The sequence below is a fragment of the Chroococcidiopsis thermalis PCC 7203 genome, assembly GCF_000317125.1.
Taxonomy (GTDB): Bacteria; Cyanobacteriota; Cyanobacteriia; order Cyanobacteriales; family Chroococcidiopsidaceae; genus Chroococcidiopsis; species Chroococcidiopsis thermalis.
The window spans coordinates 5,759,879-5,782,887 of record NC_019695.1; the positions used below are offsets into that span (position 1 = coordinate 5,759,879).

19 protein-coding genes, 1 tRNA gene and 1 pseudogene are annotated in these 23,009 nt (G+C 45.4%); 8 read left to right on the forward strand and 13 right to left on the reverse strand.

Features of this window, described 5'->3' with window-relative positions:
- Window positions 1-237: 237 nt before the first annotated feature.
- The 6 genes from CHRO_RS25135 to CHRO_RS25160 all read left to right on the forward strand — a co-directional run bounded on the left by CHRO_RS25135 (window position 238) and on the right by CHRO_RS25160 (window position 7,752).
- On the forward strand, window positions 238-2,568 hold the full coding sequence (locus CHRO_RS25135; protein WP_015157045.1) for an EAL domain-containing response regulator: 2,331 nt from the start codon (window positions 238-240) through the stop codon (window positions 2,566-2,568).
- A 52-nt stretch (window positions 2,569-2,620) separates the two neighbouring features.
- Window positions 2,621-3,406, forward strand: a complete 786-nt coding sequence (locus tag CHRO_RS25140) for an ABC transporter permease (RefSeq protein ID WP_015157046.1) — start codon at window positions 2,621-2,623, stop codon at window positions 3,404-3,406.
- Window positions 3,407-3,472: 66 nt separating this feature from the next.
- Entirely contained in the window at window positions 3,473-4,555 is a 1,083-nt protein-coding gene (locus tag CHRO_RS25145; protein ID WP_015157047.1) for an ABC transporter permease, read from the forward strand.
- Between the two features lie 439 nt (window positions 4,556-4,994).
- On the forward strand, window positions 4,995-5,885 hold the full coding sequence (locus CHRO_RS25150) for a phytanoyl-CoA dioxygenase family protein (protein WP_015157048.1): 891 nt from the start codon (window positions 4,995-4,997) through the stop codon (window positions 5,883-5,885).
- 105 nt (window positions 5,886-5,990) lie between these two features.
- On the forward strand, window positions 5,991-6,842 hold the full coding sequence (locus CHRO_RS25155) for a hypothetical protein (protein ID WP_015157049.1): 852 nt from the start codon (window positions 5,991-5,993) through the stop codon (window positions 6,840-6,842).
- A complete protein-coding gene (locus CHRO_RS25160) occupies window positions 6,835-7,752 on the forward strand; it encodes a methyltransferase domain-containing protein (protein ID WP_015157050.1) in 918 nt (305 codons plus the stop codon). Before CHRO_RS25155 ends, CHRO_RS25160 begins: the two co-directional genes overlap by 8 nt.
- Window positions 7,753-7,799: 47 nt before the next feature.
- Here the strand turns inward: CHRO_RS25160 and CHRO_RS25165 are convergent, their stop codons facing one another.
- From CHRO_RS25165 to CHRO_RS25180, 5 genes and pseudogenes are all read right to left on the reverse strand, one after another.
- Entirely contained in the window at window positions 7,800-8,219 is a 420-nt protein-coding gene (locus CHRO_RS25165; protein WP_015157051.1) for a C6orf136 family protein, read from the reverse strand.
- An 89-nt stretch (window positions 8,220-8,308) separates the two neighbouring features.
- Complete coding sequence (locus CHRO_RS25170) at window positions 8,309-9,460, reverse strand: glycoside hydrolase family 10-like protein (protein WP_015157052.1); 1,152 nt, start codon at window positions 9,458-9,460, stop codon at window positions 8,309-8,311.
- Window positions 9,461-9,463: 3 nt separating this feature from the next.
- The gene (locus tag CHRO_RS25175; protein ID WP_015157053.1) at window positions 9,464-10,282 is read right to left on the reverse strand and encodes a DUF1206 domain-containing protein; all 819 of its coding nucleotides are present in this window, start codon (window positions 10,280-10,282) and stop codon (window positions 9,464-9,466) included.
- 472 nt (window positions 10,283-10,754) lie between these two features.
- Window positions 10,755-10,923: pseudogene (locus CHRO_RS35110) on the reverse strand (IS1 family transposase); the annotation flags it as partial.
- Window positions 10,924-11,007: 84 nt separating this feature from the next.
- Window positions 11,008-11,079, reverse strand: a tRNA-Thr gene (locus tag CHRO_RS25180).
- 34 nt (window positions 11,080-11,113) lie between these two features.
- Between CHRO_RS25180 and CHRO_RS25185 the strand changes: the two genes are divergently transcribed.
- Window positions 11,114-11,392 (forward strand): DUF3493 domain-containing protein, encoded by a 279-nt coding sequence (locus tag CHRO_RS25185; protein WP_015157054.1) that lies wholly within the window; start codon window positions 11,114-11,116, stop codon window positions 11,390-11,392.
- Window positions 11,393-11,997: 605 nt separating this feature from the next.
- Here CHRO_RS25185 and CHRO_RS33985 read toward each other — a convergent pair.
- On the reverse strand, window positions 11,998-13,797 hold the full coding sequence (locus CHRO_RS33985) for a DUF1565 domain-containing protein (protein ID WP_015157055.1): 1,800 nt from the start codon (window positions 13,795-13,797) through the stop codon (window positions 11,998-12,000).
- Window positions 13,798-13,977: 180 nt separating this feature from the next.
- On the opposite strand from CHRO_RS33985, the gene CHRO_RS25195 reads away from it, so the two are divergent.
- Window positions 13,978-14,508 (forward strand): alpha/beta hydrolase, encoded by a 531-nt coding sequence (locus CHRO_RS25195; protein ID WP_015157056.1) that lies wholly within the window; start codon window positions 13,978-13,980, stop codon window positions 14,506-14,508.
- Between the two features lie 72 nt (window positions 14,509-14,580).
- Here the strand turns inward: CHRO_RS25195 and CHRO_RS25200 are convergent, their stop codons facing one another.
- The 7 genes from CHRO_RS25200 to CHRO_RS25230 form a co-directional block, all read right to left on the reverse strand.
- Window positions 14,581-14,781, reverse strand: a complete 201-nt coding sequence (locus CHRO_RS25200; RefSeq protein ID WP_015157057.1) for a hypothetical protein — start codon at window positions 14,779-14,781, stop codon at window positions 14,581-14,583.
- A 6-nt stretch (window positions 14,782-14,787) separates the two neighbouring features.
- A complete protein-coding gene (locus CHRO_RS25205) occupies window positions 14,788-15,423 on the reverse strand; it encodes a low-complexity tail membrane protein (protein WP_015157058.1) in 636 nt (211 codons plus the stop codon).
- Window positions 15,424-15,467: 44 nt separating this feature from the next.
- Complete coding sequence (gene infB, locus CHRO_RS25210; protein ID WP_015157059.1) at window positions 15,468-18,500, reverse strand: translation initiation factor IF-2; 3,033 nt, start codon at window positions 18,498-18,500, stop codon at window positions 15,468-15,470.
- Between the two features lie 481 nt (window positions 18,501-18,981).
- Window positions 18,982-19,239, reverse strand: a complete 258-nt coding sequence (locus CHRO_RS25215; RefSeq protein WP_015157060.1) for a YlxR family protein — start codon at window positions 19,237-19,239, stop codon at window positions 18,982-18,984.
- Window positions 19,240-19,304: 65 nt separating this feature from the next.
- Entirely contained in the window at window positions 19,305-20,639 is a 1,335-nt protein-coding gene (gene nusA, locus CHRO_RS25220) for a transcription termination factor NusA (RefSeq protein WP_015157061.1), read from the reverse strand.
- 145 nt (window positions 20,640-20,784) lie between these two features.
- Window positions 20,785-21,246 carry a ribosome maturation factor RimP gene (gene rimP / locus CHRO_RS25225; RefSeq protein ID WP_015157062.1) on the reverse strand — a complete coding sequence of 154 codons (462 nt, stop codon included), beginning with the start codon at window positions 21,244-21,246 and terminating at the stop codon, window positions 20,785-20,787.
- A gap of 228 nt (window positions 21,247-21,474) precedes the next feature.
- Window positions 21,475-22,842, reverse strand: coding sequence for a hypothetical protein (locus CHRO_RS25230; RefSeq protein ID WP_015157063.1), 1,368 nt, complete (start codon window positions 22,840-22,842; stop codon window positions 21,475-21,477).
- Between the last annotated feature and the right edge of the window lie 167 nt (window positions 22,843-23,009).

Here is a 23,009-nt window from a genome sequence, read left to right on the forward strand (position 1 = left end):
GAGATCCAGCAGACTTTGCGGCTCGGTAGAATATGTGACTCATAGTTTGCTATTCAGAGTTCAAGTGCTGCATCTATTACGATTGATTCTCTCAACGCGAGTGCCAATAACAATACTGGCAATACCAGTACTGGCAATACCAGTACTGGTAACACCAGACAGTTGGCAGTGCAAAAAGTCTTGCTCTTCTACTGCAACTTTACTAATCTTTCCTACTTCTTATGGGTGTTCGTCACTATGAACTCTAACCCCGTCTCTTCAACTACACCCTTAATTCTCGTGGTGGACGACGATAGAACCATGAGGATTTTACTGCGTCAAGCAATGGAGAAGGATGGCTACAGGGTAGTAGAAGCGGTAAACGGACAGCAAGCGTTAGAGGCGTATACTCAAGTTCATCCAGATTTGGTCTTGCTCGATGCACTCATGCCCGTGATGGATGGCTTTACTTGCTGCGGTCAGCTACAAGCTCTTTCTCGCTCCAAACACGCACCTATCTTAATTATCACGGCTCTAGAAGACCAAGAATCAGTCGATCGCGCCTTCCGCGCTGGTGCAAGCGACTTTGTGACAAAACCGATTCACTGGGCTGTTTTACGGCAGCGAGTCCGCCGACTTTTACACCAAACTCAACTTTACAAGCAATTGGCGCGATCGAATCGCGAATTACAAACAAAAATCAACGAACTCCACCAAGCACAAAAAGCACTGCAAGAGAGCCGCGAACGTTATGCTTTAATCGCGCAGAGCGCTCACGATGGTTTGTGGGACTGGAATATCAGAAGCAATCAGATTTATTATTCTCCTCGTTGGAAATCGATGTTGGGTTATGAGGAGAAAGAAGTAGGTAATACTTTAGCAGAATGGTTCGATCGCATACATGCTGAAGATAAAGCTCAGTTCCAAGGAAAATTAAGCGCCCATTTAGCGGGGTTAACCAACCATTTTGAAACTGAATATCGGTTATTGCGTCAGGATGGTAGCTACGGTTGGATGCTTTGTCGGGGGCTAGCCGTGCGCGACTCTGAAGGCAAACCTTACCGCATGGCAGGTTCTCAAACTGATATTACTCAACAAAAGGCAGCTGAGGCGAAATTACTGCACGATGCTTTCCACGATGGGTTAACAGGTCTACCAAATCGTCTCTGGTTCATGGAGCAATTAGAAAAAGCCATTCACCAAACAAAACAAGACCCGAAATCTCAATTTGCCCTCCTATTTTTAGATCTCGATCGCTTTAAAGTGGTCAACGATAGTTTAGGTCATGCTATGGGCGATCGCCTCCTGTTGGAGATCGCAACTCGCTTAAAAGCGTGCTTACCATCCAATAGCACTCTCTCTAGGTTAGGAGGAGATGAGTTTACGATCCTGTTGGAAAATTGCGACGCTCTTCGAGTTCGGCAAATTGCAGATCGAATTCATCGAGAATTGTCAACCCCCTTCAACCTCAAAGGCAATGAAGTTTTTTGCACCGCTAGTATTGGGATTGCTTTAAGTCATAGCGGGTACGAACATTCGGAAGACGTGCTGCGAGATGCCGATATGACCATGTATCGTGCTAAAGCTATGGGTAAAGCGCGATCGGAAGTCTTTGAACCTGCCATTCACGATCGGGCGATCGCCAGAATGCAGCTCGAAATTGACCTGCGGCGGGCGCTAGAACACAAAGAGTTCATGGTAGTATACCAGCCAATTGTCTCGCTCAACAGCGGTCGAGTTGCTGGATTTGAAGCATTAATTCGTTGGCAGCATCCCCAACGAGGCTGGGTATCACCCGCAGAATTCATTCCTGTAGCCGAAGAAACTGGATCGATCGTCCCGATTGGTTGGTGGATACTCGAACAAGTGTGTCAGCAGTTACGCACTTGGCAACAGCATTCTGTAGTTGACTCTCGATTAACAGTGAATGTCAATCTTTCTGGCAAGCAATTGACGCAACCCGATCTGGCGCGGGAAGTTAAACAAATTCTGCACAAAACTGGACTTTCTCCCAGTAGCTTGAAGTTAGAAATTACTGAAAGCGTACTGATGGATAATGTTGATGCTGCGGTTACTATTTTGCAGCAGTTGAAGACCTTGGGAATCCAATTGGCGATCGATGATTTTGGCACGGGTTATTCTTCCCTCAGCTATCTCCATCGCCTACCCATAGATACGCTGAAGATCGATCGTTCTTTCGTTAACGATATTGATTGCGATCCAGAAAAAATTGAGATGATCCGTACTATCGTCTCTATGGCGTGGAACTTGGGCATCAATGTGGTTGCTGAAGGGGTAGAAACGAAAAAGCAAATGTATCAATTGCAAGCCTTAAGATGCGATTACGGACAGGGTTATTTCTTCTCGCGTCCGGCGGATGCTGAAGCTGCCAAGACTCTACAGTATTTTGAGATTAGAGGTAGCCGTTCTTCGCGCAGATCGAAACAACATATGCCAACACGTCATATCGATTTGATGGAAACTCGTCACGTCGATTTATTGGAAAATAGTTCTCAACACGCAACAAAAACATTTAGCCTACCAGATTTAGTCGATCTGGGCGGGCATGGATTAACCGATCGCAGATAGGGAGGAATATCTCGTTTAGAATTAGGAATGACGATCGATAGACAGCCTTAACGTGAATCGATATCTAGACGTAATTAAGCTGTTGTGGAGTGCCGCGATCGCGGCTGAGTTAGAATACCGCGCTAATTTTGTTTTAGCAACCCTCACCAGCCTTGGCAATCTTGCAGGCAGTTTATTCGGGCTTTCCCTATTCTATAATGGCACTGGCTATACTTTTGAAGGCTGGCGTTGGCAAGAAGCCTTAATCGTACTGGGTGTTTTTACTGTACTTCAAGGCTTTTCCAGTACGTTTCTCTCGCCTAATCTCAACAAAATTGTCACCTATGTCCAACAGGGAACGTTGGATTTCGTGCTGTTAAAACCAATTAATAGCCAATTTTGGCTTTCTACCCACACCCTTTCCCCTTGGGGAGTTCCCGATATTCTTTTCGGTAGCATCATCATCGGTTACGCTGGGAGTCTACTCGGTTTAACAATTGGTGACTACTTACTGAGTGCAATTCCATTAATCTTTGGTTTTATCAGCCTCTATAGCTTGTGGTTTATGCTAGGGGCGACAAGTATTTGGTTTGTCAAAATTTATAACGTCACCGAGGTATTACGAGGATTATTAGAAGCAGGACGATATCCAATGGTAGCTTATCCAATTGCTTATCGTTTCTTCTTTACCTTTGTCGTTCCCGTCGCTTTTCTCACCACAGTTCCAGCCGAGACAATGTTGGGAAGAGTTCAGTTAGGCTGGGTAATTGGTGCGGGAGTATTGGCGCTATTTTTATTTGCGATCGCTACTGTATTTTGGCGGTTTGCTTTACGGTTTTACACCAGTGCTTCGAGTTAGTAAGATGTAGGATAAGTGACCTTGTTAACGCAGCCCACGAACTTAAAATAAAGATTAATTTTAAAATTGCAGAAGATTTTTCAGCAAATATTGGCAGTTTTCCCATCTTTGCTACCTCCAGTAGTCGCGATCGCTTCAGCGTTACTTGTAGGTGCGGGATTGATGTTAGTTGCAGGGGCAAATCCGATCGCGGCTTATACAGCCCTATTTCAAGAATCCCTCTCTACTTATTTCGGTTTTGGTAATACGCTCACAAAAATGGCTCCCCTACTACTAACCAGTCTAGGGGTTCTAGTAGCTTTACGAGCTGGACAATTTAATATTGGCGGCGAAGGACAGATTTATATGGGTGCGCTAGGAAGTGCGATCGCAGGATTATCTATCAAAGGTATACCTGCATTAATTCATGTCCCTTTAGCACTACTAGCGGGTTTTCTGTTTGGGGGAATTTGGGGTTTAATTCCTGGTTATCTGAAAGCAGTGCGGGGAGTCAATGAAGTCATTACTACGCTGTTGCTCAATTATATTGCTTTCAACTTAGTCAGTTACCTCGTTCAGGGACCGTTAATGGCTCCCAATGCACCTAGCCCTTATTCTCCCATCATTGCTCGTTCTGCCCAATTGCCGATTATTCTACCAGGCAGTTTAGCCCATGCAGGAATTTTAGTCGGACTCGTAGCGGCTGGGGTGTTATGGGTACTGTTGCAGCGATCGCCTTTTGGTTATCGTACCGCCGCCGTGGGAATGAACCCAATTGCAGCCCGTTATGGTGGTATATCGGTACAACGTACGATCGTGCTTGTCATGGCGCTGGCGGGTGGTTTGGCGGGGTTGGCTGGTGCATCGGAGGTGATGGGGTTGAAATTTCGTTTGTTCGAGCAAGTTTCGCCCGGTTACGGCTTTGATGCGATCGCGATCGCTTTTTTGAGTCGCGGTAGCGTTCTCGGAGTTGTTCTCACTTCTCTATTTTTTAGCGCCCTCCGTAGCGGTGCAAATGTCATGCAACGCAGCGCAGGTGTTCCCGTAACGATTGTTTTTGCGATTCAGGGGTTAACCGTGTTGTTCGTGGCTATTAGCCAGCGTTGGTTAGTTAAACCACCGCAGAGAGAAAGCATTGTTCAAACAGTCTCTCCTGCTAACGAATCGTAAAATTGGCGATCGCAGAGCTTAACGGTGCAGTGGATGACGCGATGTATTGCCAATATCCACAAGTCATTCGTAACAATATATTACATCTACGTGAAATTGAGCTATATTTCGCGGAATTTGCTTATGACAAACAGTATTTTAACTAAATCCACCTCTAGCAAGCGCGCATGACTTCCATTCACACAAAGTTTCGTTCACAGCGAGTACAGCAAAAGTAAGCATCGATCGCTCTCCCATGCATTCTCCACTCGATTCTAGAGCGGCGATCGTCAAACACTTCATCGTTTCTTCAACTTAGATTTACACACACTTTATCTCAAATCTCTATCCAAAGAGGTAGTTCGAGTGTATGTTAGAATTTATACATAGTATAGAAATGATCGATTAGCTCTGTTAAACAAACACTTTTAAATCAAGAGTAAGCGTATAAGTAACTGAGATGCTCATAACAAAAAGAATACATCAAGTACGTAATAAAATCTTAAGAAAGATTTTTGATACTCCAGTATTTACAATTCCCTCAGAACTTGCTTATAAAGAGGCAGTTGAGCAGCATACTCATAAGTTACCCGTACTTACTCCCAACGACTCTCAGATTGTTAAGACACTCAAACAAGAAGGAATTTTTATAACTTCCTTAGAAGCATTAAATATTTCTTCTACACCTTCAGTTCTGGCATCTGTAAAAAAAATACTGCCAACCTTACGAAACGTTTTACCCAGCAACAAACAAGAATTTGCCCTTCACGCCAGCAACGCACAAATTATAGAACATCCAGAGCTTTTTCTCTGGGGATTAGAAGATAGATTGCTGGATATTACCGAGAATTACATTGGTCTACCGATCTCGTATCATGGTGTATACTTTCGGAAAGATTTAGCAAATGATGTCAAAATTAAATCAAGACTTTGGCACATAGATACAGAAGATCGCTGTGTCTTTAAAATCATCATTTACTTACATGATGTCAGCGAAGGTAACGGTCCTTTTCAATACATTTCCAAACCTTTGACTGCGCTTTTATCTAATTCGTTGGGATACAAACACGGCTATCTACAAGATAAGACTGTAGAACCAATTATTCCTCAATCTGAATGGATCTCATGCACTGGTGCGGCTGGTACAGTAATTTTAGTAGATACTGGCAGTATTTTCCACCGAGGCAAAGTGCCGGAGAATAGCGATCGATTTGCTCTATTTTACGATTACAGTTCGAGAGAACCAAAATATCCCTATTACTGCAAGTCTTCTCTACCGCAAAAAGATTTACTTACCTTGATGCCGAGATTATCCACACATCAACAGCAATGTCTTTGGGGTATTGACTAGCCGCGATGAGGCGATCGCATGTATGAAGCTTAACTAGCAGTTATTTTAACATCTCATCCAGTGGCTATGTAGTTAAACTAGACATAACTTTCTTTACAGTAATGTATGTCAAGCTATCAGCCTCAAGCTAGTGATACGCATCCAAACGTCGATCGCTTCCTGATGCAAGCTTTTCGTCACATGCCTGTTTGGAAAAAAGCACATTTGATCGACGAAGCAACGAAAGGAATTCGACAAATGGCGATCGCTGGGATTCGCCATCAATATCCCAATGCTACTACTAGTCAAATTAAATTTCAACTAGCGATTAGATGGTTAGGAAAAGATATAGCAGTTCGATTTTGCGGAGATAGAAATGAGGATAAATTAGTGGATGCAGAATCAATTCAACTAGCTTTGAGAATGGCAGAAATTTTAGATACACTAGCTATTCCTTATCTAATTGGCGGTTCTGTAGCAAGTTCAATTTGGGGCGAACCGCGTGCTACTCTGGATGTAGATATTGTTGCCGATATCCAAAATTCTCAGATACAGCCATTGGTTGAGATGCTAACTGGAGAATTTTTTGTCGATGAAATGATGGTAAGAGAAGCAGTCGAACGTAAATCGTCTTTTAATGTTATCCATCTTGAAACTTTACAAAAAGTTGATATTTTTATTCTTTCAAATCAGCCTTTAGCTCAATCGGAGATGCAGCGGAAACAGCAACTAGCGATCGCTCAAAACCCCGAACGATTGGCTTGGTTGCCAACTCCTGAAGACATCATTTTACAAAAGTTGATTTGGTATCAAATCGGAAATCGAGTTTCAGATCGACAGTGGCGAGATGTATTAGGTGTGCTAAAAGTTCAAAGCGATCGCCTCGATCTTGACTATTTAAATTATTGGGCTGCAACGCTAGAATTACAGGAATTATTGGCACAAGCGTTGCAGCAGTCAGGATTGAGTGATGAGTGATGTATCTGCACGACACTACGCACTAGTCGATCGCCTCAAACAACAAGGCTTCATTCGTACTCCTCGCATAGAAGCTGCTTTTCGTAGCGTACCGCGTCACTTATTTCTTCCCGGCGTTTCAATAGAAACAGCCTACACAGATGAAGCGATTATTACCAAATACTTGAACGGCAAACCAATTAGTTCTGCTTCCCAGCCATCAATTGTGGCAATCATGTTAGAACAACTGAGCGTGCAAGAGGGCGATCGTGTATTAGAAATTGGTGCGGGAACAGGTTATAATGCTGCTCTAATGGATTACTTAGTTGGAGATCGAGGTCAAGTTGTTACCCTTGATATCGATCCTGACGTTGTAGAAAATGCCTGTCAGCATTTATTGACTGCTGGTTGCGATCGCGTGCAAGTTATTTGTGCTGATGGCGGTTTTGGTTATCCTGCTGCTGCACCATACGATCGGATTATTCTCACAGTTGGCGCTGGGGATATTTTACCTGCTTGGCAACAGCAATTAAAGCCTAATGGACGGTTGGTATTGCCTCTAACCATTCTAAAAAATGTAGAACTAACTGTTGCTTTCGATAGAGTAAATAGTTATTGGGAAAGTGATTCTGCTGCAAATTGTGGTTTTATGAAACTACGGGGTGCTTTTGCTGAGTCACAAGAAAAGGAGACAAATAGTAAGGCTTTAGATTTTAAAGAAGTACTAATTCAAGTTAATAATATTTATCCTTTGCTCGAACCTTTACCTCTCAATTTGTTATTAAGTTTATACAATTTAATAAATTTTGGTCATGCTTCCCTGAAGGATTTGAAGATTAAAGCTTATTCTCAAGAAATTGAGTACATGCCAAAAGCAAAGGAAACTGTTATTGATAAAAATTGGACAAAGCTTGTATTGTCATGGCAGTAATGTTTAAATTGAACGCAGATGTAGGCGTTAGCCTTCGAGTACGCGGACTACCTTTTGCGAAAGAATTGCTGTAATATTTCTTTTGGCGATCGATCCCAGGTGTCGATATGTTCGTAAATTAAACCATTGTCATTTAATTTGTAGTTGGAATAGCCGTTAAAAAATACTTTAGCTTTCCAAGGTACGCGCAAGACTCCTCGAACAGTCCAAGTTGCTAGAATCGTCTGTTCGTCTTTCTGATGTACGTCGTGTACGTCGAAGTAGATTTCTGTGAAAAATAATTTGGCGTGAAATCGTAACGTCCAAAAGATGATTCGATAATTGAATTTATATTTAAATTTATTAACTGGGTCTTGAAAGTAAATATTTTGTGTATAGATATCGTAGGAAATATCCCGTTCAAACAGAGTTGGTAAATCGTGTTTGAGCGTATTAATGTTATGTTTTACCTGTAATTGATATTCCATTAATCCCTATTTATTACCGTTTTGTGTTGGGTGAAATCGCGGTTGTTAGTAGGGACGCACAGCTGTGTGTCCCTACAGAGAATTTGTCCTTAAAAGCGATTTTGCCACAATTTGAATAAATTCTGAATTCCTCTAGCTACCGAAGAATCAGCGTTCTCAGGCTGGGGCTGGGCAAGGTTGGCAACAGAGGGAAAGGCAGCAGATTTCGCATAAGCACCGTTACGTAAAACTTTAGCTAAAGCATGATTATCCGATCGCAAGCCTTCGTAAAAGAAAAAGACTTCTCCATTGATACCGCAATAGCGATTATGGGCGATCGCCTGCGATAAATATTGAGGAGACATGCGGTACGAACTAATATTGAGTAAAACACCTGGAGCGACTCGCGATCTCTGTTGTGGGGTTTGTTCTGTGACAAGGCGATCGATAATCTGTTTGTAGCTGTTGAAATCGCGCCGATAAGCTTGGGGATGGAGTAGATCGACTAATCCTCGTTGCAGCCAAGTTTGAGAATCTTGCAGATATTCTTTATAACCCCAATCGTAGATACTAGGAGCCATTGATATGAGTAAATTGGGATTAACGGCTTTGACTTCTCGATTCAGACGGGCGAGAAAGTTAGTTAAAATATCTGCCCGCCATTGCAGCCAACGCCGATCCTGGGGGTTTGAGGGCGGTTGACGGCGAAATTTTTGGCGATAGCGGGCTACAGTTCCCGCGTCGTAGCCGCCTTCACACGGCATAGCAGGAATGCGATCGTCGCCTTGAATGCCATCTATATCGTAATTATTGACAACTTCTAAAATTAAACTCAGCAAAAAATCTTGTACTTGGGAGTCGAGGGCATTCATCCACTCGAAGCCATTCTTTTTCAGTAGATTACCGTTACAATCGCGGGCTGCCCATTCTGGTTTTTTTGCTAATAACTGTCCTCCGTTTTGATTGTAGGAACTAGCAAAGCCATATTCAAACCAGGGAATAACTTTCAGTTCGACTCGTCTTGCTTCAGTCACCAGTTCGGCTAACGGATCGCGTCCAGTGTAGCGCGGATCGATCGCCAAGCCAAACTGCGATCGCATCACTTGACTGGGATAAACTGTAGCTCCTTTACTCCACACAACGGGAAACACCACATTAAATCCTGTCGCTGCCAAGAAATTCATCGCCTCGGCAATATTAGCTTGAGAGTCGAGAACTGTACTATCGGTATTGGTAATCCAAATGCCTCGTATTTCACTCACGATTTAATCTACTTTCAATCGGCGATATCGTGCTTGCAACACCATATAAATACTGTAAGCAATTAATCCCAAAGCTACAATTCCTAAAATCCACTTACCAAAAGGTTGTTGGGATAGCACCTGTAGCGCCTCACCCAGTCCTCTTGCTTCGTTAGGGTTATTATTTCTTGCCGCTTGGATCAGAAAAAAGCCGATCGCGCAAAATACGACTCCCCGTGCTGCCGTGCCAAATCCACTAATACCTAATACCCATTTTTTCTCAGTTTCACTTAATTGATGCAGATCCATTTCTTGACGAAATTTAGCCTTAAAAGCGCGGTAAAACTGATAGAAACCCATGCCAATAATAAATGCACCTACAGTTCCAACCAACCATTGTCCGAAAGGTTGAGAAAGTAGCCTTGCCGTCCAATCTTGAGTTGCATTACCACCACTCCCACCGCCAGTTCCAGCAACTAATTGAATTGCAGTAAAAGCTAATCCAGCGTAGATAAAACCATTAATTGCATAACCAAGTCGCTGAAAAATTCCCTTAGCATTTGTACCTTTATGTTCGGGATCTTTAATTGCCTGGACGAACCGCCAAAGTGCATAACCAAGTAAACCAAGAGCGATCGCGGCTAGTAAAAATTTTCCGAATGGCTGAGTTAATACCGTTTGTAATGCACCTTCGGTATCTGTTGTTTTTCCACCTGCGCCAAAAGCCGCTTGTGCTGCCAACAATCCAACAATACCGTAAACCACTCCCTTAGCTGCATAACCAAATCTCGCCAGTCGCTCCACCCAAGTTGAAGGGTCTTGCCTTGTCAGCTGTTGTGTCATGGTACGTAGTAGAACTCATGTAAGTTCTTTAGCAGTAAAGCATTAATAATTACATCTATCCAAGTGTTTAGCTAGGATTTTGATAGCTCGTTGCATGATCAGTTGTTAGGATCGATACAAGCGCGATCGCAAATATTATGATGCCAACTGCTAATTGCAATAAATTCGTAGAGGCGCACATCGGTGCGCCCCTATAGAGGGTAATGCTCAGAGAGCAGGACATAAGCTAGATTCTGGCAAAGAATCTTACTCCGTAAGGCTTTCAGGCTTTGTACAAAATTTACGTACGTTAAGCGTACAAATATACACGAAATGTATGTAAAATTTTCTGTACGGAGTAAATAAAACGTTCGTACTATGCGTACAAAAAACGTACAATCATGCCATCCAGCTATCCATTTTCCCAAACCACTTAGAGTATTAACTTAAAGTAGTAGTGCTATTTAGGAAAGGCTAGAGAAAAAAGAATAGGATAGGCGCTCCAACGGTCGGTGTAAAGCACAGCACACTGGACGGTACATCGGTGGCATCGAGTTCCAGAACGCTTTTGCACAGTTGCCACTACGATCGCCAATGTGCAAGCCCACAATCTCTCGTGTTACAACATCTAATGATAACCACACCCACTGGTCATTGCCTTTGCGAAAGTCGATAGGTCTACTTGGCTTACACCACTTTTACACCAATTTTGCAAGTCTACACCACTCATTACTCTCTCTTTCTTAAGCCGATGGCGGGATTTGAACCCGCGACCGCTCGATTACGAATCGAGTGCTCTACCACTGAGCCACATCGGCGCTGCCAAACCTTTATTATACTATCAAAACTTTGATGATAGAGCAAAATCCTAAAAATCGCGGCGACAAACGGTTGACATCAGAACAATACGCTCGGTTGAGAGCAGAAGCAGCCGCTCCTTATCGAGGATTGAGAAAATTTATCTACTTTTCTTTCGGAGCATCGGGTTTAATTGGTGCTGTCATCTTTTTAGCTCAACTAGCAGCGGGACAAAACGTCAGTAATGCTTTACCCAATTTTGCTCTCCAAGTAGGAATCGTTGCCTTGATGATTTTCCTGTTTCGTCTGGAACGGGGGCGAGCAAAGTCGTAGTTAATAGAGACAAGGAGGACTTGGGGAACACGGGAAACTCTTAGACTTCAAAAATCTGAACTCCCCTCACTCCTTCTAAATAAATTTGGAAGAAATACTCAGGATTATCTCTTGTCAAATGTATACTATTACTCGTTTTGGCAGCTCGGCGGCGCGATCGCCCTGTTAAACAGACCGCTCCTTAAAGAAAGTTCAAGCTCATTCACAACTCTCAACGGTATCGTAGAAAAAATAAAGAAAACATTAGAAAAGTCATTACTTCAGATAGAGTTTGTCATACTATATACATAGGTTCAAACGGGGTCAGCTTATATAAAGACCCTGACTATATCTCCGCTAACTCAAAGGGGTCAGCCATAAATATATAAAGACCCCACTGCATATAAGAAGCAAAATAGCGCCAGCATTCCGACAGGAACGCTGGCGTTGTTAATTCAGTTATCAGTTGTCAGTTACCAGCGATCGGGGTGTGGAGTGTGGGGAAAATTCGGAATTCGGAATTCGGAATTCGGAATTCATTGTGACTTGTGACTTGTAATTGCTCCCTCAGCTCTCTTCTCCCCTGCTCGTGCGCTCGTGCGCTCGCGCGCTCTCTGCTCCCCGATCTAGGGTAGGCTAACGAGGTAAGGTGAGGGAATCGCTTTAGCTCGTCCGGCGTTCACGAGTGCTTGATAGACAAAAGCAGCAACCTCAGCACGGGTAGCCTCGCGATTTGGGTTTAATTGAGTGGGTGTAGGATAGTTAATCACCAATTGTTTCTGAGTAGCGGCGGCTACGGGTTGAGCGGCGTAGTTGGGAATTTGAGCTGCGTCAGTATAAACTGCGATCGCGCTAGAATTATCCGCACTCAATTTTAGACCGTTTGCCAAGGAAACCAGCGCTTGGACTCTGGGAATTTTCTGCTCGGGTTCAAATAAATTGCCAGGATATCCAGCCACAAAACCACCTTGATATGCCGTTTGGATCGCTTGGTAGCCCCAATATTTACGCTGAACGTCCTGAAAATTAACGGCTGGGCGTTGTCCTTTTGGTGTAAAGGCTTTACTGACAATTGCGGCAAATTGGGCGCGGGTGACAGGTTCGTCTGGCTTAAAAGTACCATCAGGGAAACCAGCAATAATATTTTTAGCAGCTAAGGCTTCAATATAAGGCTGCGCCCATAAACCTTTGATATCGCGCAGAGCAAATTGAGCAGGGGTAAATGTGACTTTGCCAGAAATGCGCTTGGGATCGATATCGTTACCAATTGCAACCAGAGCGTTGCTCCGCGTGGCATTGTATAGGTCATAGCGCTTATTACCGCGAATCAGATTTTGTCCGGCGTTATCAGCGGAACCAATATCGGGTTGAGCGTTGACAGTGGCGACAACTCCATCGCGATCGTTATTTTGAATCACGTTATTGCGTAAAATCGGTTGAGCCGCCTCGGAAACATAGATCCCGTCTTTATTTTGTTGAATTTGGTTATCGCTGACTAAGGGTGATGAGGTACCACCAATTGCGAGTCCAAAACCCGTAGCTTGAAAGACGTTGTTGCGAATTTCTCCCTGTGCTGCCCGTGCTACAGAGATTCCGTTCCCACCATTTTTAATGAATCGGTTTGCTTCTATTTTGGGGCTAGCCGTTCCAGTTACAAAAATCCCGTCTCGATTGCTGTTGGCAAAAGTACTGTTCGTTACCGTAGGATTAGCTGATTCAATCCACAAGCCCGTGCCGCGTGTATTAGTGTTAGTCACGGTGACACCACTAATTGTTGTCTCTTTCTCGGCACGAATCGTGACGTTCTGTCGGGCAAAGGTAGGACTGATATACTCTCCACCACCACTGATGATAATATTCTCACCTTTAGTTGCTTCATCACCGCGTAGCGTCACGCCGGATTTGAGAGTGAGGGGAAAGGCTTCTCCAGTTTCGCTAGTATAGTTACCAGCAGCAAGTTGAACGACCGTGCCAGGTTCGGCTTGAGTCAAAGCAAAAGTAATAGTTTTGTAAGCAGATGCTTCGCTCGTACCAGCACCAGGAGTATCCGTACCGACTTCGGGATTGACGTAAATAACTTTGGCAGTGGTGGGAGCGGCAATTGGAGGTGTAGTTGGCGCTTGAGCGTGTACGATAGAAGTATCTGCTAGTGTAGCGATGGGGATCGTGCCACTGGCAACTAACAGTAAGGCGGTTAGTCCAGTTCGCCAAGGAAATAACGAGCAAACAAGCGGTTTGACGGACGAAGCGCGATTGGCAGACGAGAAAATTGGAGAATCTTGGCGTGTCATACTTGTAGGATGTGTCATGTGCTGACGATCTGCATCTAGTAAGACAAGCGATCGCAAAAATTGCACAAAAATTTTACTTTTATTAACATTCTTGGAACGAATTCGCTTGTCCTGAGATTTGAGCTGATGACACATACCACTGCTACTATGTTCCGCAATTTTCTATAAATCTTTCGCAGAGTAGATAGTACCTGCTTTACCAAACTCGGTTAGTTGTGAGAAACAATCTTGTAGGATGAGTCTTGACTGAAAGCAACCGTGCTACTGTGTTGAAGTTAAAACAATAAAAACAACTTAAATCTTAACTTTTAATTAATGCGCTTATTTTCGTTGTTGCTGCGTTATGGTTTCGCCTCCTGGGTAAGTGCAGCAATTGTATTTTCTAGCACCTCCGTTTTTGCAGCCGAACGAGTCGTACTGAAGTACCGAGCTTTTCGCGAATCAATCGCGATTGAGGATTTGACAAAGTTTGCGCGCACTGGAGAAATGTCACCCGATCTACGGGTAAACTTGGCATTAGCCCGACAAGATCCCCAGACGATTCGCCAGTCCCTTACAAATACAGTAACGGTCGATCCAATCTTGTTAGATCGATTTCTCAACAATGCTTTAGGAGAATTATTGTTAGATGAAATAGGTAAAACCATTCATCCACCTTCGCGCCAAGCAAATCGACAAGCTCTACGCGCTGCCATTACCTTATCTGCTCGCGATCGCCAGCTCTCGCTACTGGAAATTCTCCAAAACTACCCGACAACAGATGTGGAAGTGGAAGGCGATCGCCTGGAAGCCGTTTACAGCCAACTGCGTCGCCTAGAAGGGACTCTGAAAAATTTTTTGAAATAGTTCTGTGAGAAACAAGGAGAGTCAACCTAAAATTTGCCTTTTCCCTACTCCCTGCTCCCTACTCCCTGCTCCCTAATAAGCCAAAGTTTCCAGCGTTTCGCGCAAATATAGACTAACTTGACGATCGAGGTTCACCTCTTGCAGTTGGCGATCGCCAGACATCTTTTCTAACCGCCAGCGCTGAAAGCCGGAGCTAGCAGCGATTGCGCTTTTTAGTTCGTCCCAGATTTGGCTATCTTCGGATCTGCTGGTGTCTGTAGCTGGATGAGCCATGTTTCCTCATTCCTTTACTTGAGCTGTTACTTGAGCTGTGTCTGTTTGAGAGTTGGTGAGTTGGGGCAAGATGCGGTTAACTTGCCAGCCAACAATCGTAAAGTCTCGCGCTATTCTTTCTACAGGATAAGGTTTTGCCTTAGAAAATTCTGTTTCGCTAGTAACGAAAACCCGTGCCACGCTGACAGGGATTTGCAGAAATAGATTGCTTGCTAAAAAGGCAACACTAGCTACCAACAATCCTAAGCCTCGCCATTGGGGTGGTAAGGGTATGACATTTGCCGCGATCGGCGCGGTACGATACAACAACCATAATAGCCCTACTAGCAATACTGCTGCTACCATAGCCAGCAGGCGATTGGCAGTCGTACGAATTAACCTGAGAACTTTTCTTTGCTGCTCGTCGAGCTGAGTTGGTTTTTGTGCGACTCCCAGCACGGCAAAGATCAAAAAAGGACGGGATAGCTGCATCCACAGAACGGGTAAGACTCCGATCGCCGCCACAATTGAGAATTCTAACCACACGGGCAAGATGGGATCGCCCACAGCCAAGCCGAGCCAGCACAACTGCAACAGAATCGGCAGCGTTGCTAACCCAGCTAGGTGAATCCACAAAAATGGTTCGGAGCGAAATGATTGCATAGTTTTCAAGATGTCAAGACGCGCGATCGCACGTCTTGACAGTGCTACCTCGTAAGCGTGCGGCGTTTTGTCACCATGTGATAGGCTTCGACGATATCGCCTTCAACCCAATCATTGAATTTATCAACGCCAATACCGCATTCGTAGCCGGAATTGACTTCGCGGGCATCCTCTCGCATCCGCTTGAGAGAATCTAAAGCACCTTCGTAGATCACCTTACCACCACGACGCACCCGCAGCTTGCAGTTACGCACGAGCTTGCCCGACTGCACGTAGCTACCAGCCACCTTACCGCGACCGACTGGGAAGACCTGGCGGACTTCTGCCTGACCGAGAGGTTCTTCTACCAATTCTGGCTCTAGCATACCTTCTAGGGCAGCTTGAATGTCTTCCAGCAGTTTGTAGATAATGTCGTATTCTCGAACATCTACCCCTGCTTCGTCGGCTGCTTGTCTAGCACCGCTAGCAAGCGTGGTGTTGAAGCCGATAATCACGGCGTTACTAGCTGCTGCCAAGTCGATGTCAGTTTCAGTGACTTCTCCAGGTGCAGACAACAACATTCTGATTTGGACTTCGTTTTGTGGCAGTTGTTTGAGCGCCCCGACGATTGCTTCGACGGAACCTTGGACATCTGCCTTGAGGATCAAGTTGAGTTCCTTCAACTCGCCTTCCTGAGCCTGTGCGGATATGGAAGTTAGGGTCGCGCGTCCTTGCAGCAAGCGGAACTGACGTTGTTTCTCTGCCCGTTCGCTGGCGATCGCCCGTGCTTCCTTCTCGACGAGATACACCTCGAAATCGTCTCCAGCTGCTGGCACGTCGCTCAAGCCCAAGACCTCTACGGCGAAGGAGGGACTAGCGATATCTACCCGCCGACCGCGATCGTCCACCATAGCGCGGACTTTGCCAAATGCCGACCCAGCCACAAGGATATCGCCCACGTGCAGCGTTCCGTTTTGTACCAGCAAGGTTGCGACCGGACCTTTGGCTTTGTCAAGATGGGCTTCAATTACCGTTCCTTTCGCCGTCCGATCTGGGTTAGCGTACAGGTCTTCTACCTCTGCAACCAACAGAATCATTTCTAGCAAGCCGTCAAGGTTTTCACCTTTAATGGCGCTGACGGGAACCATAATCGTGTCTCCGCCCCATTCTTCAGGAGTTAGACTGTATTGAGTTAACTCTTGCTTGACGCGATCGGGTTGAGCGCCTTCTTTATCAATCTTATTGATTGCGACGACAATTGGTACTTCTGCTGCTTGGGCATGACTGATCGCCTCAACCGTCTGGGGTTGAACGCCGTCATCGGCAGCAACCACTAAGATGGCAATGTCCGTCACTCGCGCTCCTCGCGCCCGCATCGCCGTGAAGGCTTCGTGACCTGGGGTATCTAGAAATACGACTTGCTGCATTTGCCCGTTTTGTTCGACATCGACGTGGTAAGCACCGATGTGCTGGGTAATGCCTCCAGCTTCGCCCTGCGCCACTTTTGTTTTGCGGATGGCATCGAGCAAAGTCGTTTTTCCGTGGTCTACGTGACCCATAATTGTTACGACTGGCGGACGGCGCTGGAGATTTTCCAAGTCTGCCGCATCGAGCATTTCTGTAACTTTACGGGCTTCTGCTTCTGGCTCGGCAGTTTCTACCTCTACGCCCAGTTCTTCCGCCACCATTTTAATCGTGGCAAGATCTAAACTTTGGGTAATACTAACTGCTATCCCTTTCATGAACAGAATCTTGACAATTTCTGTATCTGGAGTTGCTAAACTCTCAGCTAGTTCTTGCACGGTGAGATTGCCCATGACTACGACTTTTTCTGGGCGTTCGCGTTTCTGTTCTGGTTCGCGGCGACGGTTGTTTTCTCGTGCTTGGCTAAACTTTTTGCTTCTAACTACACTAATAGCAGCAGGCTGCGGCTGTCCTGGACGAGCTGCTGTTTTCTGTTTTGGCGGACGAGCTATGGACAGGCTAACTTGAATTGGAGTATCGCTATCTCCGTCCTCCTCATCGTCAAAGTCTTCTTCGTCATCCAAATCGACTATAGGCTTGAGACGTTTGGTTTTTACACCTGCCTTCGTTGCCTTTGCGTCTTGTCCTTCGTCTATCTCCTCTTCTTGCCATTTCTTGCCACCTTTACCCACTGGACGCGGCATGGGGCGTTTGAGGATTGGCTTGTCATCCACACCGATCTCGGCGATTTCTTCCGTTCCCGGTAAAGCTTCTGCCCCATCTGGTTTAGAGCGTTCTGGTGCTACTGCTTCGCCTGCCCTCACTGGCTTAGGTCTTTGCAGTTCCAGCACGGGTTTAGGTCTAGCTGGCGTGCTTTCCGAGCTAGCAGCTGCCTCCTGCGAACGACGCATTGGTTTTTCGACTCTATCTGCCTTCGCCACTGGACGATTGGCTGCGCGATCGTCTTGCTCCCGCTTGAGAATTGGTCGCTCCGGTCGTTCCGATCGTTCCAGGCGCTCCGCTCGCTGTGGTGGCGACGGTGGTAGTCCGGCAGTTTCATCTACACCGTCTCTTGCCCCGGACGGTCTAGGGGGTGGTGTTGACAGCTTGGGTGATTCTGGTGGTCTGGATTTGTTTGTGGGTATTGAATTATCGCCCTGCTCGCTTTGGGTTGTAGGCTGAGTTTCTACTGCTTGCACTGGCTTTTGTGCTTCGGGACGGGTTGGCGCTGTTGTCGGTCGCACGGGTGAATTAGAAGCGGTCGGACGAGCTGGAGGTTGAGGTGCTACGGCAACAGAAGGTTCTGGGGGGTTAGGACGATCGGGGTTGTGCTTTGGTTTGCGAATTTCCAAGATTTGCTGTTTGTGAGGCACGACAGGTTTTGGTTTAACTTTGTTAGTGGCTGGTTGAGGATGTGCCTTGTAGCTGTTGGCATGACCTTCTCTACCAGCAGTGACGGGGTTTGCAGCTTGTTTTTCTGCTGCTTGTCTGATTCGCTCTGCTTCTTCTTCGCTAATAGTGCTGCTATGACTTTTCACTGCAATATTAAGCCGATCGCAAATGGCTAATATTTCCTTGTTATCCAAATTCAATTCCTTTGATAGATCGTAAATTCTGACTTTGCCGTTGTTCATCCATTCTTCCCCTTGTACCTACCAGCTATAACTGGATGGTTGCCCGATTTACAACATCTCCATCCTCCGATTTTTGTATATTCGTTTACTGTTTGAATTGCGGTTCTTGCCTCCAAATGATATAACAGAGAAGCTTTCTATTTGGCTTAAATCCCTACTTTGATAGGGTTAGCAGGTGTTTTTTGCTTGTGTTTTTTGCTTGTGTTTTTTGCTTGTGTTTTTTGCTAGCGCTCCAACTTGAGGAAATCCGGTCGCAACTTTTGGTTGTCGATCTACTACTAGGATATTTTGACCCATATATTATTTTGGCATCAAGTTAGGTTTGCAGAAATTACCAGCTGCAAATTCCTTAACCTGTCAATGGGAATGCCGATGTGTTTGTATGCTTGATGCTCGTTCGCTCTTGTTAAGTTCAAGGAGTGGGTAAGTATAAGGGGTTGTACATATCACTGCTATCTGGCTCTGTCACCTGGTTTCGTACTTATGGTTCTGTAACTAGGCGCTGCAATAGAGTTTGATAAAGCACCTCTGAGACTGTCTTGACCTTGAGCGATCGCCCCAAGCGGTTTTTCTTTTGCGCCACTTGTAGACAGCTTGCTTGGGGACAGATGTAAGCAGAACGCCCCATGCCCCGATCTAATTGTAACTCTCCCGAGTCGCGATCGCGGACAATGCGCCAAAACTCCGATTTTAATGCCACGCGACCGCAGCTGATACAACGGCGATAGTTAGGTTTCATCAACAGGAGGGGGTTGGGACGGTGAAGAGAGCTTCAGGGGCAGTTACCAAGTCACGAGTCACAAGTCACAGTTCGTTAGTCGCCGATTCTTCTAGCTCCTCAGATGTTTCCAGTTCTTCATCCAATGCTTCGCCAGTGTCATCTACTGTTTCTATCATGTCTTCTAGTTCTTCCTCTGCCAATTCTTCCTCTGCTAATTCTTCCTCTAACTGTGCGGCGGCTTGTTGTCTAGCTGCTGCCGCAAATTTAGCATCTTCAGCGGCGTAATCGTATTTGTCGCGGTCTTTGATGTCAATTTTCCATCCTGTCAAACGGGCGGCTAGACGGACGTTTTGTCCTTCTTTACCAATTGCCAAACTGAGTTGATCTTCTGCCACCAATACGTGAGTCTGACGAGTTTCCGGGTCCATCAACCGTACTTCATCCACCCTAGCCGGACTCAAAGCATTGGCAATATAAGTAGCTGGATCGGGCGACCAGCGAATCACATCAATTTTTTCTCCGCGTAATTCGTTGACTACGACTTGAATTCGCGACCCTCTAGCGCCAATACATGCCCCTACTGGGTCTACATCTCGGTCTAGGGTATCGACAGCAATTTTTGTTCGAGGACCGACATGCCTGGAGGGAGGATTGGCTTCCCTGGCTACAGCGACAATGCGGACGACTTCATCCTCTATTTCCGGCACTTCATTCGCAAATAAATACACGACTAGACCAGCATCAGCCCTGGAAACTAATAACTGTGGACCTCGATGTTGTCCCTGCAAGACTTTCTTGAGATAAACCTTAAAAGTAGCATTGGCGCGATAATTATCGTTAGGTAGTTGCTCCCGCTTGGGTAGTTCTGCTTCGACTTCTGGCTGACCGAAGCTGCTACTAACCGCCATAATCACTGACTGTCGCTCAAACCGTAGTACTCTAGCTTGCAGTACGGTATCTTCTATATCTTGAAATTCCTCTTGGATCATTTGACGCTGCTGATCGCGGAGTTTTTGCGACAAAACTTGTTTTGTCTGCATCGCTGCCATGCGTCCAAACTCTTCTTTATCTGGAGTCACGTCAACTAGCACGGAATCACCAATTTGAGCTGCATCCCCTGCAAATTCTTGCACGTCTTTGAGGGAAATCTCGTGGTCGGAGTTGGTGACTTCTTCAATAATCGTTTTAGTTGCTAGAACTCGAAAGCCTTGTTCTTCAACATCCAACTCTACTTCAAAGTTGTCAAAATATTCTTCTTCAAAATGCTTTTTGTCTAGATTTTGCGCTCGCCGATAGCGCTCGTAGCCTTTTAGCAAAGCTTCTCTCAGAGCGTTTTGTACCGCATTCCGAGGTAAATTCCGTTCGCGGCTGATGCTTTCAATTAATTCTTTTAGACCCGGTAGGCTAACCATTGACATAATATTTAAACCTCTTTATCTGTAGGGAGTCGGAAGTGGGGACAAGGAAGACAAGGAGGACAAGGGAGACAAGGGAGAAATTGCAATCCGAAATCTCAAATTCACAATTTTCCTAACCTCCAATCCCTCACTCCTAACCTCTGATTTAGTGGCGCTCGTCCAGTTGTACCCTGGTGATGAGAGAGCGGGGAATGGCGATCGCCCGACCTTTTTGATTCAAAAACACTGCGGTTTCATCGCGCTTAATTAATTGACCCGTCCACTCTGTATGACCTTCATAGGGTTCGGATAAGGTGACGATCGCAGGGAATCCTTTAAAAGAAATAAAGTCTCGGTCTGCCACCAGCTGGCGCGATATCCCTGGACTAGAAACCTCCAAAACGTAAGCATCAGGAATGACATCTGCTGTATCTAGCGTTGCTTCTAAAGCGCGGCTCATGCGTTCGCAGTCGTCTAGTCCGGTGTCTTGCTGCGGATTGCGGATGTCCACGCGCAGCACTGGCGGACGATGGTTTGTATGGAAAACAACATCAACGATTTCCAACCCTAGATCTTCTGCTACAGGCGAGGCGAGTTCAATGATTTGGGGAATTAAGGGATGAGCCATTGTTCAGACATAAAAAAAGCGGGTGGACACCCACTTCCTGAGAAACAGTTATTTTTCCAGAAAGTTTAAAGGCGAAACAAATTCGTTTCGCCCTTACATTTGAGTTTAGCGCATCAATTAGGGGTGAGGAGCGAGGAGCGAGAGAATGAGACAAGGGAGAGGGGAAAAATGTTTTTCTTCCTATCCCCCTTGTCTCCCTTGTCCTCCTTGTCCCTCACCCCTTACTCCTCACTTCTCCCCCCGCTTCAATAGCCTGGTTTGTTCCATAATTTGCTCGACATCCTCTTGTGCTAGTCTGCGGACGTAGTTGAGTTTGACTTCTTCTAAAAAGTCAGAAATCAGAGATTGAATGCGTTCTAAGGTATGTTTTTCCTGCATTTGCGTACCTAAAGCTTGGCTGAAATGTTGAGCTAGCTGGCGGGAAATTTTTGCCCCAACCGGATCTTCTACGGCTTTGACGATCGCGGTATAAAAATTTTGGGTAATGGAGGTCGCTAGTTGCTGGCTCAGCGTGTGGGGTAAGTTGCCGACTCCTGGTAGATTATGGATGCTGCGATAGAGAGGGGATTGGTCGAGGGTGCTTTCGATGCTGTGGCGTAAAATGGCAATGATATCTGGTTCGATTTGGGGGAAGACTTGGTAGACGAGGACGTTGACGACCAGAGAAGCGATCGTCTCAATTTCGTTAATATTATTTAAATCTATGTATGGTTGCCGCTTAGAGCTGGCGGATAACCAATTTGTTAACTCTCCCCGTCGTACCGAAACTTGTAACTGATTAATAAATTGAATTAAAACGACTTCAGTGATTTCCTGTGCCAAACTGGCGACAAATCCTTGAGTCGCTTGTCGTCGGACTGGTTCTAAATTTAATAATTTTGCTTGGTGCAAGCGAACCGTCACTGGAATAATTCGCAGCCACGTCCAGCGCAAAAAAGGTAACAACTCAAAGGGAACGATGAGTAGAATGTCATACCATCGCCATAACATCGCATCTCGCCATTTCAACCCAACGTGACGACGGCTAATGATAAAAGTGCGGATGAGAAATTCTACGCCAAACAGGACGATGAAATAAGCGTCAATTCCCCAGAATTCATCGATAAATTCTCCGTTTTCACCGATCGCACGATAATAATTTGTGGCAACTAAAGGGCGAATACTGCGATTGAAAAAGTCAATCTCTTTTTGCCACCCAGCTTTGAGGAGATATTCTTGACTCCAAAAAATATTAAAAGCAGTACGCGAAGATTCTTCACCGATGCGATCGCGCATTCGATTTTTAATTCTTTCTAGCGTCCCCGTCTTATTTGCCAAGGCAAACGGATTAGTTTCGATCATGTCACTGCTGTAGCGGCGCAGTTGCTCTAACACGGCTGCTGTCTGGGGTGACTGCAATCCTGTTTGACTGACTTGTTGTTCTAAGGCATTGACTAGCTTTAAATACTGCTGAGTTTCGCGGTGCGGCTCAATGCCTTTAATTGGATCGTAAATTGTTGTAACTTCAGGAATACGGTTAAGGTAAAAATCGCGCCAGGGGACGTAGGTGAAGTCAAAAATGACTAGACCAAAATTTACCGTAGCTGCGATCGCCATTAAGCGCTCGAACCATAGAGAAAAGCGACGCTTAGACAAGTCAAAAGTCAAAAGTTAAATGTCAAAAATTAGGATATAGGAGATAACAGTGATGGTCAGGAATGAAAACTAACCCGCTCTAACTAGCAACCACCAACTACCAATTACCAATTACCCATTACCATTAC

Bases quoted from the DNA above. Each gene is read 5' to 3' on its own strand.
- CHRO_RS25135 (WP_015157045.1), top strand. From the start codon at position 238: ATGAACTCTAACCCCGTCTCTTCAACTACACCCTTAATTCTCGTGGTG.
- CHRO_RS25150 (WP_015157048.1), top strand. From the start codon at position 4,995: ATGCTCATAACAAAAAGAATACATCAAGTACGTAATAAAATCTTAAGA.
- CHRO_RS25155 (WP_015157049.1), top strand. From the start codon at position 5,991: ATGTCAAGCTATCAGCCTCAAGCTAGTGATACGCATCCAAACGTCGAT.
- CHRO_RS25160 (WP_015157050.1), top strand. From the start codon at position 6,835: ATGAGTGATGTATCTGCACGACACTACGCACTAGTCGATCGCCTCAAA.
- CHRO_RS25165 (WP_015157051.1), bottom strand. From the start codon at position 8,219: ATGGAATATCAATTACAGGTAAAACATAACATTAATACGCTCAAACAC.
- CHRO_RS25175 (WP_015157053.1), bottom strand. From the start codon at position 10,282: ATGACACAACAGCTGACAAGGCAAGACCCTTCAACTTGGGTGGAGCGA.
- CHRO_RS25185 (WP_015157054.1), top strand. From the start codon at position 11,114: ATGATAGAGCAAAATCCTAAAAATCGCGGCGACAAACGGTTGACATCA.
- CHRO_RS33985 (WP_015157055.1), bottom strand. From the start codon at position 13,797: ATGTGTCATCAGCTCAAATCTCAGGACAAGCGAATTCGTTCCAAGAAT.
- CHRO_RS25195 (WP_015157056.1), top strand. From the start codon at position 13,978: ATGCGCTTATTTTCGTTGTTGCTGCGTTATGGTTTCGCCTCCTGGGTA.
- CHRO_RS25200 (WP_015157057.1), bottom strand. From the start codon at position 14,781: ATGGCTCATCCAGCTACAGACACCAGCAGATCCGAAGATAGCCAAATC.
- CHRO_RS25205 (WP_015157058.1), bottom strand. From the start codon at position 15,423: ATGCAATCATTTCGCTCCGAACCATTTTTGTGGATTCACCTAGCTGGG.
- infB (WP_015157059.1), bottom strand. From the start codon at position 18,500: ATGAACAACGGCAAAGTCAGAATTTACGATCTATCAAAGGAATTGAAT.
- CHRO_RS25215 (WP_015157060.1), bottom strand. From the start codon at position 19,239: ATGAAACCTAACTATCGCCGTTGTATCAGCTGCGGTCGCGTGGCATTA.
- nusA (WP_015157061.1), bottom strand. From the start codon at position 20,639: ATGTCAATGGTTAGCCTACCGGGTCTAAAAGAATTAATTGAAAGCATC.
- rimP (WP_015157062.1), bottom strand. From the start codon at position 21,246: ATGGCTCATCCCTTAATTCCCCAAATCATTGAACTCGCCTCGCCTGTA.
- CHRO_RS25230 (WP_015157063.1), bottom strand. From the start codon at position 22,842: ATGGCGATCGCAGCTACGGTAAATTTTGGTCTAGTCATTTTTGACTTC.